The organism is Citrobacter freundii complex sp. 2025EL-00176, assembly GCF_053309355.1.
The window spans coordinates 93,475-106,046 of record NZ_JBRYHT010000007.1; the positions used below are offsets into that span (position 1 = coordinate 93,475).

The 12,572-nt window shown below is 54.3% G+C and carries 12 protein-coding genes; 10 read left to right on the top strand and 2 right to left on the bottom strand.

What is annotated here, in order from left to right:
* Positions 1 to 2: 2 nt before the first annotated feature.
* A complete protein-coding gene (locus ACVXHP_RS14985; RefSeq protein ID WP_249359800.1) occupies positions 3 to 371 on the bottom strand; it encodes a T6SS protein Cts2N in 369 nt (122 codons plus the stop codon).
* 463 nt (positions 372 to 834) lie between these two features.
* Here ACVXHP_RS14985 and tssB point away from each other — a divergent pair, with 463 nt between their 5' ends.
* The 10 genes from tssB to ACVXHP_RS15035 all read left to right on the top strand — a co-directional run bounded on the left by tssB (position 835) and on the right by ACVXHP_RS15035 (position 11,974).
* The gene (gene tssB, locus ACVXHP_RS14990; protein WP_038636686.1) at positions 835 to 1,347 is read left to right on the top strand and encodes a type VI secretion system contractile sheath small subunit; all 513 of its coding nucleotides are present in this window, start codon (positions 835 to 837) and stop codon (positions 1,345 to 1,347) included.
* Positions 1,348 to 1,365: 18 nt separating this feature from the next.
* Entirely contained in the window at positions 1,366 to 2,847 is a 1,482-nt protein-coding gene (tssC, locus tag ACVXHP_RS14995) for a type VI secretion system contractile sheath large subunit (RefSeq protein WP_069324762.1), read from the top strand.
* Positions 2,848 to 2,865: 18 nt separating this feature from the next.
* Positions 2,866 to 3,348, top strand: a complete 483-nt coding sequence (locus ACVXHP_RS15000) for an Hcp family type VI secretion system effector (RefSeq protein WP_304702460.1) — start codon at positions 2,866 to 2,868, stop codon at positions 3,346 to 3,348.
* Positions 3,349 to 3,357: 9 nt separating this feature from the next.
* Positions 3,358 to 3,735, top strand: coding sequence for a type VI secretion system baseplate subunit TssE (tssE, locus tag ACVXHP_RS15005; protein ID WP_304702459.1), 378 nt, complete (start codon positions 3,358 to 3,360; stop codon positions 3,733 to 3,735).
* A 19-nt stretch (positions 3,736 to 3,754) separates the two neighbouring features.
* Positions 3,755 to 5,476, top strand: coding sequence for a type VI secretion system baseplate subunit TssF (tssF, locus tag ACVXHP_RS15010; protein WP_447571733.1), 1,722 nt, complete (start codon positions 3,755 to 3,757; stop codon positions 5,474 to 5,476).
* On the top strand, positions 5,440 to 6,384 hold the full coding sequence (locus ACVXHP_RS15015) for a type VI secretion system baseplate subunit TssG (protein WP_447571734.1): 945 nt from the start codon (positions 5,440 to 5,442) through the stop codon (positions 6,382 to 6,384). Before tssF ends, ACVXHP_RS15015 begins: the two co-directional genes overlap by 37 nt.
* On the top strand, positions 6,375 to 8,897 hold the full coding sequence (tssH, locus tag ACVXHP_RS15020) for a type VI secretion system ATPase TssH (RefSeq protein ID WP_447571735.1): 2,523 nt from the start codon (positions 6,375 to 6,377) through the stop codon (positions 8,895 to 8,897). Before ACVXHP_RS15015 ends, tssH begins: the two co-directional genes overlap by 10 nt.
* Positions 8,898 to 8,913: 16 nt before the next feature.
* The gene (locus ACVXHP_RS15025; RefSeq protein WP_447571736.1) at positions 8,914 to 9,426 is read left to right on the top strand and encodes a hypothetical protein; all 513 of its coding nucleotides are present in this window, start codon (positions 8,914 to 8,916) and stop codon (positions 9,424 to 9,426) included.
* Positions 9,427 to 9,488: 62 nt separating this feature from the next.
* The gene (locus tag ACVXHP_RS15030) at positions 9,489 to 11,453 is read left to right on the top strand and encodes a type VI secretion system Vgr family protein (protein WP_447571737.1); all 1,965 of its coding nucleotides are present in this window, start codon (positions 9,489 to 9,491) and stop codon (positions 11,451 to 11,453) included.
* Positions 11,453 to 11,974: a toxin-antitoxin system YwqK family antitoxin gene (locus tag ACVXHP_RS15035; RefSeq protein ID WP_447571738.1), complete on the top strand. Its 522-nt coding sequence runs from the start codon at positions 11,453 to 11,455 to the stop codon at positions 11,972 to 11,974. Before ACVXHP_RS15030 ends, ACVXHP_RS15035 begins: the two co-directional genes overlap by 1 nt.
* Positions 11,975 to 11,995: 21 nt before the next feature.
* Here ACVXHP_RS15035 and nrdG read toward each other — a convergent pair whose 3' ends face one another.
* Positions 11,996 to 12,460 carry an anaerobic ribonucleoside-triphosphate reductase-activating protein gene (gene nrdG, locus ACVXHP_RS15040; RefSeq protein WP_447571739.1) on the bottom strand — a complete coding sequence of 155 codons (465 nt, stop codon included), beginning with the start codon at positions 12,458 to 12,460 and terminating at the stop codon, positions 11,996 to 11,998.
* Positions 12,461 to 12,572 lie beyond the last annotated feature (112 nt).

A 12,572-nucleotide genomic window follows, 5' to 3' on the forward strand; every position in this document is an offset into this window, starting at 1 on the left:
GTTCAGGGCGCCAGAATTGCCTCATCCGTCATCAGTAGCAGATGCAGTGAACTGACTTTATCCAGCCGTAAACGGTGATCGCCTTCGCTGCGGTAACGCGCAAACAGAAGCGTTGCCTCTGTCGTAACGCCTTGCAGGGGATTTTCTTGCGCAACAAAACGTGAACCTGGCACCAGTTCCAGAGACCAGACGCGAAATCCGTCAGGGTTATCGCGTAATAATTGTGATTTGGCATTAAACCACTGTGTCGCGGAGAGTGACTGGACGGTCGGTAACAGCGCGCTATCGGTAATAGCGACAATATCTACTGCTACCGGTGCGTTATCATTGGCATCCGGAACTGTTTCAATAATTACATCATTAAATGCCACACGGTTTTGCCACAATGAACAGCCGCTATTCAGTAACGATAAGGCACTGAATAATATTAATATGGCCGAATGACATATGCCGCTCTTCATATAAAATCCTTTTATATTGTTATAAGAACGGTAATTAATGGTTGAGGTTTGTTTTTTGATTTAAATCATTATTCAGCGCGGATTATAAAAGAAAAAACGTTTTACGCGATTCATTCACTTGGTGAATTGGTTTTGTGTCAAGTATCGCTATGGTGATTATTATTTGTTTATATAATTGATTTTAATTGGTTATTGTGTTGATTTTGATTTTTGTCAAAGAGGCTGTCCTGGTATGAAAACTGAAAAATTAAGTTGATATTTATTTTTTGTTGTGTTTTTTATATTGCATGTAGTTATTCAGAAAAATCTATTTTCGAATAATGGTGCGGCAAAAATAGCACCAGGGATACTATTGTAATAAAAAGGATTAAATATGGCAGAGAGCATTCAGCATAAACTCAACCGTATTAGGCCGCCGCGCGTGCAAATAACCTATGACGTGGAAACTGGTGGCGCGATTGAGAAAAAAGAACTTCCCTTGGTTGTTGGTATTTTAGCGGATTTATCCGGGCATCCAGCATCTCCACCGGCCAAATTACGTGAGCGCCGTTTTGTTGAAATCGATCGTGATAATTTCGACGATGTACTCTCCTCTGCCTCGCCTCGTCTGGCGATACAGGTCGAAAATCGTCTGGCTAATGATGGCAGTAAACTGAACGTAGAACTCCACTTCAACGAATTCGACGACTTTTCTCCTCTCAATATTATTAATCAGGTTAAGCCCCTCCAACGTCTTTTTCTTGCCCGTCAACGCTTACGCGACCTGCTGACCAAACTGGATGGTAACGACGATTTGGATACGTTGTTGCAGCAGGTAGTCAATGACAACGCTGAGCTTCAGGCGTTAAGACCCATCGCTGAAGAAAAACCGACTGACAACGCGTAACTAAAAAGGGGAAGAACAATGGACAATGTTCAGGAACAAGCTGAAACCGGTGGGCAAACCGTTACACTGAGCGTGCTGGACCGCATTATTCAGGAAGGGCGGATGGCGCGCGATGAGCTACAGCAGACTTACGCGCGTGACATGCTTGAAGAACTGGCTACGCAGATTCTTGATGAAGGGATGGTGATTGAAAGCGATACCGTAGCAATGATCAACCACCGCATCGCGCAGATTGACGCGCTCATCAGCGACCAGTTGAATGAAGTATTACATCACCCGGAGATGCAGAAACTGGAAGCCTCCTGGCGTGGTCTGCATCAATTTGTGATGAATACCGAAACCAGCACCCGGCTGAAATTGCGTCTGCTGAATGTGTCACGTAAGGAGTTGCAGGACGATCTGGAAAAAGCGGTCGAGTTTGACCAGAGCACGCTGTTCAAAAAACTGTATGAAGATGAATACGGGACTTTCGGCGGCAACCCTTACAGCGTGTTAGTGGGCGATTTTGAGTTTGGTCGACATCCGCAGGACGTGGCGTTGCTGGAGAAAATCTCTCAGGTGGCGGCAGCGGCCCATGCGCCATTTATTGCGGCAGCCAGTCCGCGCTTATTTGATATGGGATCGTTCGCTGAGCTGGGCGTCCCGCGCGATCTGGCGAAGATCTTCGAAAGCACCGAATTGATTAAATGGCGAGCCTTCCGCGATAGCGATGATTCCCGCTATGTTTCGCTGGTGTTACCGCATGTGTTGCAGCGTCTGCCGTACGGACCGGATACGGTGCCGGTAGAAGGGGTTAACTTCGTTGAAGATGTTAACGGCATGGACGCGAGTAAATACCTGTGGGGCAACGCCGCATGGGTACTGGCTAACCGTATTACCGAGGCATTTGCCTTGTATGGCTGGTGCGCGGCGATTCGTGGTGCGGAAGGCGGTGGACTGGTGGAAGATCTTCCGGCGCACACCTTCTCTACGCCATCCGGCGATATCAGTCTACGTTGCCCAACGGAGATAGCCATCACCGATCGCCGTGAGAAAGAGTTGAACGATCTCGGGTTCATCGCGCTGTGCCATAAAAAGAATACTAACACCGCCGCGTTCTTTGGCGGACAAACGACTAATCAGGCAAAAATCTACAACACCCCGGAAGCCAACGCCAACGCGCGCATCTCAGCGATGCTACCGTACATCCTGGCCGCCTCGCGCTTTGCGCACTACCTGAAGGTTATTATGCGCGACAAGATTGGCAGCTTTATGAGCCGTGACGAGATCGAAAGCTACCTCAACAACTGGATTGCCGATTATGTCCTGCTCACCGACAGCGCCCCGCAGGAGATCAAAGCGCGTTATCCGCTGCGCGAAGCGCGGGTGGACGTAAGTGCTGTGCCTGGTAAACCGGGTGTCTATCGCGCGGTTGTGTTCCTGCGTCCGCACTTCCAGTTAGAAGAGTTAACCACCTCTATTCGTCTGGTCGCCGAACTGCCGCCACCGGCAGCCGCTTGATCATTAAGGAGATAAACCATGGATGCGATTTTTTTAAAGCTCGACGATATCAAAGGCGAAAGTCAGGTTGATGGATTTAAAGATCAGATAGAGATCATGTCCTTCAGCCACAACGTGGCGATGCAGGTCAACAACGACGTCAGTAACACCGAACGCACCTCCGGGCGGGCACACGTGGGGGAAATGTCGCTGACCAAGTTTGTTGACCTTTCCACGCCGAAGCTTAACGAGTACTGCTGCAGCGGGAAGATGATTAAAGAAGCCGTGCTGACGTTATGCCGGAATGATGACGGCAAAATGCTGCCCTTTATCGTCTATACCCTGGATAACGTGATTATCTCGCATTTGAGCGTGAGTGGCGGTTCCGGCGGTAAGCCGGTCGAAACGATGTCGCTAAATTTCACCAAAATTAAATGGGAAATTACCGCTCAGAAACTGGGAGGTCAGAAAGAGGGTAACGTCTCTTCCGTCTGGGATATGGCGATGAATAAGAAACCGTAATCTGAGGTAATGCCCATGTCACTACCCGTCGCGCTGCTCGACAGACTGATGGATGAGGACATTACGCCGCGTGAGTCGGTTTGCCGGGAGTTGAGAAGACTGTTCAACTCCCGTGCTGCAGAAGATGCTGACACATTGCCAGTGCTTCTTGCCTGGGGCGTCCCGGAATGGCACGGGCTGAACGCGGGCGATGAACGGGTGCTGCGTTGGTATTGTCGTCAACTGCGCGCCGCTATTTTGCGCCATGAGCCTCGGATTCAGGCGCTGATCGTGAGCGTAAAAAATGCCCATCATCAGACGCTGGCGCTGCAACTTGACGCGATGCTGTGGAACGACGACGAACCGCTAACGCTGGAGCTGGCGTACCAAAATGGCGGTTGGCGATAACCCGTATCAGGGGAGATCAATGGACGATCGATTACTTGATGATTATCTGCAAGAGCTACGATGGCTGCGAACCGCCAGCGGTGAATTCGCTCGTCGGCATCCGCATGTTGCTTCCCGACTGCGGCTGAGTGAATTCGATTGCCCAGATCCCCATGTTGAACGACTTCTGGAAGGTTTTGCGTTGCAAAGCGCCAGGCTGCATCAGCGTCTTGATGACGGCTTTGGTGAGCTATGCGACTCGTTACTGGAGCAGCTCTCTCCCCATTTGCTACGCCCTTTTCCTTCTTGCGCAACCGCTTGTTTTACTCCCGATCCGTTGGCGGGCGATCTGAGTCAGGGCTACACGCTTCCAGCCGGAACGCCGTTATACGCGCAAACAGAAAGTGGAGAAACGATCTGGTGGCGCACGGCATTGGCGCAAACGCTGTGGCCTATCGAGATTGAAAATGTTGTCTGGTGTGATGCCGCACAGGCCCGGCAGTTGAGCGGAATGGCGCAGGCGCGTGGCGCATTGCGTATTCAGTTACGCTGTCTGCCGCCGCATCAGTTTTCGACCCTGGCGGTAACACAGTTGCGCATTCATCTCAGCGGTTCGCCACAAATCAACGCCACGCTGTTTGATTTGTTGTACGCCCATGTCATTGGGCCGCTGCGCCCGCATCCCATTGGTCTGCTGAATGCCGAAAAGATTTTGCCCGCGGAGCCGGGCGTGGAGTCCAGCGTGCTGGCGCTCAGTGCCTGGATGAACAGCCCGCAGACGCTGATGTATTTTGATTTACCGCTGCCGTCGACAGACGAGGGCGACAGTATCACGCTGTGTATCCCTTTCGACAACGCTCCGCAGGTAGCACAGCATATCAAACTTGGCGATATTCGCCTGGGCTGCGTGCCAGTAATAAACCTTTTCACCCGCACCTCCGAGCCGCTATTTGTCGAGCATACCCAGAGCGAACATCGGCTGGTCGCCGATCATCATGACAAAAATGTGCAGATCTACCGCGTACAGGCGCTGTGGATGAGTCACCGTGAGGAAGCCTGGCGCGTTCCTGCGTACTACTCAGCCCAGGGACATAGCGAGGCCCGCTGGTTCTGGTATGCACGGCGTCACCGCCACCAGGGGAATGCGCTGTGGCTAACGCTGGTGGACAGCCGCTTTGACCCGTATGCGGCGGATGAAGAAACCAGTCTGACGGCAACGCTCTGGTGCAGCAATGGTGAGCAGGCCGCACAACTTGCAGCGGGAACGCCATTGGCCTTCGAAGTGCCGGGCCCGGTTGCGCAAGTACATTTATTGGGTACGCCGACCACGCCTTCTGAGCCAGCATTACAGCGGGACACGCGCTGGAAGTTGCTTTCCTCGCTGGCGCTCAATCACCTGTCGCTGGTGGAAGGCGAGATGGCGCTGGCGTCGCTGAAAGAGCTGCTGGCGCTGTACGCCCCTTCCGCCGCGTCACCCGCCGTCTGGCAACAGATTAATGGTATTCGCGAGATGCGTTGCCAACGGGTAAGTGAGCATCGGGGAGGTGATGCCTGGCGCGGTTGGCATAACGGCATCCGGGTGACGTTAACCCTTGAACCACAATCATTTACTGGCAATAGTCGACTGCTATTTGCCGGCATCATCGCCCGTTTTCTGGCTCGCAATGCCACTGCGAACTGCTTTGTTCGTACGGTATTGCAGGAAGATGGAGAGGAACTGTCGCTATGGACAGAAGCCGAACAGACCGCGTTGATAGCGTAATCGCCCAATTGCGGCGCGAGCCGTGGCGCTTTTCGCTGGAGCAGTGTATCCGCATCTTACGGGCGAGCGGTGAAATGCCCGCGCTGCGAGGGGATCTGGGGCTGGCGTTCGCGCCTGCGGAGGTGTCGCTGCGCGACGGTACCCTTCAGGTCCACAGCCTGGGACCGGGCGGGGCCGATGGGGTGCTGCCCTATGGCTGGCTGGAATGGTTGCAACAGGCGGCGCAGGATAAAAACAGCGCGTCGCAGGACTTTATTCATCTGTTTCAACAGCGCTTGATTCAACATCACTGCCGTAGCCTGAGCCTGTATCGGCTGGCAACGCCTTACGCCAGACGAGAAGATGCGCCGGGGTTTACGTTGATGCGAGTGCTGTGTGGTTTTGATCTGGATGCCGTAAAAAAGCATCAGTCTGCGCAGCTACAGCGTCTGCTGTCGCAAAGCAGCGGTCTGGCTAATCGTCGGCGTTCAACGGCGGGATTTGTGGCGCTGGTGGCGGCAACGCTCGGTATCACCGTTGATATTGAGGAGTTTATCGGGCGCTGGCAATCCTTGCCGCTGGCGTCTCAAAGCCGGACCGGGTGTCGGCTGGGACGCAATAGCGTCGCCGGTCGGCGAATATGGAATCAGCATGCGGCGCTACGGGTGCATCTGCATGCTAAAAACGCTACGCAGTGGCGCGAATTTTTACCCGGCAGTCAGGGGTTTCTCCAGCTCAGTAAGTTAGCGGAAATCTGGTTTGGCGCGGGAATAACGCTGGAATTGATGATGCGCGGGACGCTGACGCTTGATCATCGCTTAACCCGCGCTGCGCCGCCGCGTCTGGGGTATACCGCGCAACTGGCAGGGCGCAAGCCCGCGATGTTCCATTGCCAACAGCATCTTGAGGAGAACAGTAAATGGATTTGAAAGCGCTGGTAAAACGACTGAACCCAATTTGTTTTCGTGCGCTGGAACAGGCCGCCGAACGTAGTCGGGCGCAGGGACACTGGTTCGTCGAGCCGGAGCATATGCTGCTGGCTTTACTGGATGATGAACACTGTGATTTAGCGTATTGCCTGAGCAACGCGGCCATCTCCACCGATACGTTACGTGAAGAGATCCAGCGTGCTCAGGCGCAGTTCAAAACGGGCTGTACGCGGATGCCGGTGTTTTCCGTACAACTGATAGAGCTACTGGAAGGGGCGATTTTGCAGGCGACATTCCAGCGTATTCCACTGGTTCGTTCGGCCTTATTGCTCCTGACCTTGCTCACTCGAGAACGGCTGCGTACCCAGTTAGCGCAGGGAATGCCACTGTTGTTACAGCTTCCGGCTGCGGAGCTGGAAAGCCAGTGGCACAACTGGTGCTGCAACTCCGTTGAGGAGGCCGCAGACCCTGACAAGGGCGAATCCCCGAAGCGTGAAGGTGGGGTTCTGGATCAATATACGCACGATCTGACTCGTGACGCGCGGGAAGGGCTGATCGATCCGATCATCGGGCGCGACGCGGAGATCCGCCAGTGTATCGACATCCTGCTGCGTCGCAGGCAAAACAACCCGATTCTGGTGGGTGCGCCAGGTGTGGGCAAAACCGCCGTCGCCGAAGGGCTGGCGCTGCGCATCGCCGAAGCCAGCGTGCCGCCGCCGTTGCGTGATGTCGCTCTGCTGGCTCTCGATCTTGGCTTGTTGCAGGCGGGAGCGGGCGTGAAAGGTGAGTTTGAACAGCGTTTGCGCGGCGTAATCGAGGCGGTAAAAAAATCCCCGCAGCCGATCATTTTATTTATCGACGAAGCTCACACGCTGATAGGCGCGGGCGGCGCCGAGGGGGGTAATGATGCCGCCAACCTGCTGAAACCGGCGCTGGCGCGTGGGGAACTGCGTACCATCGCTGCCACCACCTGGCAGGAGTACAAAAAGTATTTCGAGAAAGATCCAGCGCTGGACCGGCGTTTTCAGCGTATCCAGATCGAAGAGCCGGACGAGAACAGCGCGGTGATCATGCTGCGGGCGGTGGCCGATAAGCTGGAGGCGCACCACGGCGTGCAAATTCTGGATACCGCCATCCGCGAGGCGGTGCGCCTTTCGCAGCGCTATATCTCCGGTCGCCAACTGCCGGACAAAGCCATCAGCGTGCTTGATACCGCCTGTGCAAGAGTGGCGCTGGCGCAGCATGATGTGCCGCCCCAACTTGAGGAGATCCGTCAGCATCTGGCGGCCATTGAGGAAGAGAGCGAGCGCCTGAACCGCGAACTGCTGGTGGGCGTCGATCATCACGACCGGCTTTGCGAACTGGAAGCGCAGGCGGAAAAACTCCACCAGCAGGCGCGGGAAGTGGAAGGGCGCTGGCAGGATGAGCGTCAGCGGGTCGGCGAACTACTGGCTACGCGTCAGCGGATGCTGGATCTCAGTGCGCGGCTGGACGATGACGAGGAACTGGAGCAAGAGCTGGTGGAGTGCGCGGCGCTGATCGGCAAACTGGAAACCGCCGCTGCCCAGCTACGTGAAGAAGTGCCGCTGGTGCCGGACTGCGTCGATCCCGCTACCGTGGCTTCGGTGATCAGCGGCTGGACCGGGATCCCAATCGGCCAGATGCAGACTGATGAAGCCCACGCTCTGCGCACGCTGGTCGAACGCATGAGCGAGCGGGTGATGGGGCAGCAGATGGCGCTGGAGACCATCGCCCAACGCCTGCGCGCCTATCGCAGCGGCCTGACCGACCCGCAAAAGCCGGTCGGCGTGTTTCTGCTGGTGGGACCAACCGGCGTGGGTAAAACCGAAACCGCGTATGCGCTGGCCGACGCTTTGTACGGCGGCGAACGCAATCTGATCACCATTAACCTGTCTGAATATCAGGAGGCGCATACCGTCAGCCAACTGAAAGGCGCGCCGCCGGGCTACGTCGGATACGGCAGCGGCGGGGCGTTAACCGAAGCGGTGCGCCGTCGGCCTTATTCCGTGGTGTTGCTCGACGAAATCGAAAAGGCGCACCCGGACGTGCTGGAGGCGTTCTATAACGTCTTCGACAAAGGCGTAATGGAAGACGGCACCGGGCTGATCGTTGATTTCAAAAATACGGTAATGCTGGCGACCAGCAACGTCGGCGCGGAATTAATTCTGGAAACGCCTGCAAATGAATTAAACAGCGAGCGGTTTAATGAGGCATTGCGTGAGGAGTTGTTAAAGCATTTTCGTCCGGCGTTTTTAGCGCGGATGACCACGGTGGCGTATCGGGCGCTGGATGAAGAAATATTGAAGGGAATTGTGCGGGCTAAATTAGAGAAATTAGCGCAGCGGTATTTCGTGGCGACGGGGGAGAAATTAAATATGGAGGATGGATTAGTCGAGAGGGTGATGGAGAAGTGTAAGGGAGTCGGGGCCAGGGATGTTGAGAACCTGGTGGTTGGGGAAGTGATGGGGAGTGAATTTTTATCATTATTATGAAATATGGATAAATAATATGAAATTACTAGTTGATGAGCAAGGACGGTTTAGTTGGGCAACAACGAGATCAGTAGTAACTACAAGTTTGAAATTTTCTGATGGAACGAATGATTTTGGTGCTGGTTCGGAGATTTACAGCACTTGTGCGGGTTGCGGGAGAAAATTACCCATGTGCTGTATGCATTTAGACCATATACTTCCATTTGCATCATATGGACATAAATTTATTTCTGAATGTGCATTGTCTTTTTATTCTTTAAACGTTCCACATAATAAAATAGATTCAATGACTGGAGTCGTTCAGGGCGGTATTGGTTATATACAAGAAAAAATAATTTCGCACTCTACTTTTGGGCGGGAAACGAGTTCAATTAGACAGTTAAATACAATAAGTTCAGAGAACGCTTGGTATAATGATTTGGAAAACCTACAGTTTATGTGCATGTCATGTAATACAAGAAAGCAAGACTCTCCGTTTTCTACGGTATTCCCAAGAAGATTCACCATACCTATTAGTAATAAATTATGACTTTATATTAAAAACATTTATCTTTTTTTTATATGAAAAAGGCACTAAAAAAGGAATTTCCCATGCCCGATACCACCATCATAAAACTCGCCGCTCCAACCCTAACCGGTCTTACCGCCACCGCAGCGCACACCGAATCGGCGCTTAACGGCCTGAGCACCGCCACCGTTGCGGGAACCACCTCCGCGCCGTTAACCCTTGATACCGCGCTAGCAACGCATCTGACCGCCGCCATCAACAACGCCGACTACGACGGGCTGATTGCCGAGGCGCACCAGCTCCCGGCGACCAGCAATTCCGATCGCTACCAGTTTGTGCTGCGCCCGTGGCTGTGGTGGCTGACACTTGCCAGCAACAACCGTGTGTTTCAGAACCTCAGCGCGCAGGAGATCGTCGAGAAGGTGTTTAAAGACGCCGGGTTTAGCGACTACAAATTTCAACTGAAAAGCAAACCGGCGAAGCGTGAATACTGCCTGCAATACAACGAAAGCGATTTTAATTTTGTCTCGCGGCTGCTGGAGCAGGAGGGGATTTTCTGGTTCTTCACCCACGCAGCAGGCAAGCATACGCTGGTGCTGGCGGATGATAACAGCGCCTTCCCGCCGATACCTGGCGATAAAAAGGTCAAGTATCAGGCCGCACAGAGCGGCGCACGGGAAACCGGAATGATTCGCTCGGCAGAGCTGCGTATGCAGGCCACCGCCCAGGGCTTCCAGAGCAGTGACTATAACTACGAACAGCCAAAAGCCGCGCTGTTTTCGCAGACGGGTGAGAAGAAGGGCGGGATGCAGTATCAGCATCCGGGTCGCTTTAGCGTTAAAGCCGAAGGCGACGCGCTGGCGGCGTGGAAGGTTAACGCCCTGAAGGCGCAGGCGAAACAGCTGGCGGGTGAGAGCGACTGCCCGGCGCTGATGGCCGGGCACTGGTTCACCCTGACCGATCACGACGACAAATCTCTGAACATCGACTGGCTGATCACTGCCGTTAGCCACGAGTACGACGGTGAACACTACCGCAATCGCTTTACCGCCATCCCGAAGGCCACGCCGTATCGCCCACTCGTCGTGACGCCACAGCCCTTTATGCATACGCAAACGGCGACGGTGGTGGGCAAAAGCGGCGAGGAGATCTGGACCGACAAACTTGGGCGGGTGAAGGTGCAGTTCCCGTGGGACAAAGAGGGGAAAAACGACGAAACCAGCTCTTGCTGGCTGCGGGTCGCCACCGCCTGGAGCGGCAACGGCTTTGGCGCGCAGTTTATCCCGCGCATCGGCCAGGAAGTGGTGGTGAGTTTTATCGACGGCGACCCGGATAAACCGCTCATTACCGGCTGCGTCTACAACGGCGCGAATGCGCTGCCCTATGCGCTTCCGGCAAACCAGACCCAGTCGGGCATTAAGACCAAAAGTGAAAAAGGCTTCAACGAGCTGCGCTTCGACGATAAAAAAGACGCTGAACTGCTGGCAATGCAGGCGCAGAAAGATTTTCAGCTCACCGTGCTCAACGACAGTAAAACGACTATCAGCCATGACGAGATTCAGAGCGTCAAAAACGACCGCACCCGCACCGTTGAAGAGGGCAATGAAACCGTCACCCTGAAAAAAGGCAATCGTGCGGTGAAAATCGAAAAAGGCAGCGACACACTGGAGGTAAAAGAGAAGCGCAGCGTGACGGTGAAGGGCGATCAGGAGCACGCTATCGACGGCAACGAGACGCATAAGGTAAAGGGCAACTACACGCTGAACGTCGACGGCAACCTGACGATTAAAGTTAGCGGTACGCTAACTCTGGAGAGCGGTAAAACCCTGGACATCAAGAGCGGGGCGGGTCTTAACGCCAGCGCATCGGCCAGCATGAAGCTGGATGCCACCAATATCGCCAGTGAAGCCAAAGCCTCGCTGACGCAAAAAGCCGCCACCATCAGCCACGAAGCAAAAGCCACGCTCACCAGCAAAGCCAGCGCCACTCAGACCGTGGATGGTGGCGGTATGCTGATTATTAAAGGTGGCCTGGTGAAGATTAACTAATGAGCGATACGCAGGAATATCACCTGGATAACACCCTGCTACGGGCAAATCTTGCGAACGACCAGCTAAACGGTGAGACGCGAATTGAAGAGAACGGACGCCTGCTGGCAGTTTTGCGATATCAGCAGGGGGCGCTGCATGGGGTAATGGAGCGCTGGCATCCTAACGGTCAGCTTGCTATGCAGCAGGCATATCGTGAGGGCAAACTGGACGGTATTGCTCGTTACTTCTCGGAAAACGGTGAGCTACTGCGAGAAGAGCAGTGGCTTAACGGCCTGCTGCACGGCGAATGCCGCAGCTTTTATCCTTCCGGGCAGGTACAGCTGCGTGAGCAGTGGTGTCAGGGGTTGCGTCACCAGCTCAGCGAACAGTTCTATCCGGACGGCTCGCTTGCCCAGCGTGTCTGTTACGAAAAGGGGATACTGAAAGGAAAAACGGAGCGCTGGCTGCCGGATGGGCGTGCCATTGATGCCCGTGGTAAAGCGCAATCGCGAATGAGTAAATGGACGGAGAGGCTGTGAATACGCCTCTCCTGAGTGATTTTATCGCAAATGATGCACGACCTGGTTGCTGCTACCGCGCCAGATAAGCGCCGGGTCTTTGAGGTCCTGCACAAATTTGCCATCAACCAGCACATTGATGAGATCGACCACCTGCATTTGCGCGGCGTTGAGCTCCTCGAGCTTGTAGCCGGTCCACACCCAGATATCTTTTCCCGGACACTCTGCATGAATACGCTGCACCAGTTGCAGAATATCCGGCACGTTTTGCGGATGCAGCGGATCGCCGCCCGACAGCGAGATCCCCTGACGGTGAATCCGTGTGTCGTTCAGATCGGCAATGATCTTATCTTCCATCTCTTTGGTAAACGGTTCGCCGGAATTGAGCCGCCAGGTGCTTTTGTTGTAGCAGCCAGGGCATTCATGTACGCACCCTGACACAAACAGGGTGCAGCGCGTGCCGGGACCGTTGACGATGTCGACGGGGTAATATTGGTGGTAGCGCATAGTGGGTGTCCAGAAAGCATGTAGGCCGGATAAGGTGCTTGCACCGCCATCCGGCAACATTGTGATGCCTGATGGCGACGCGATTGCGTCTTATCAGGCCTACGGTCTTTGC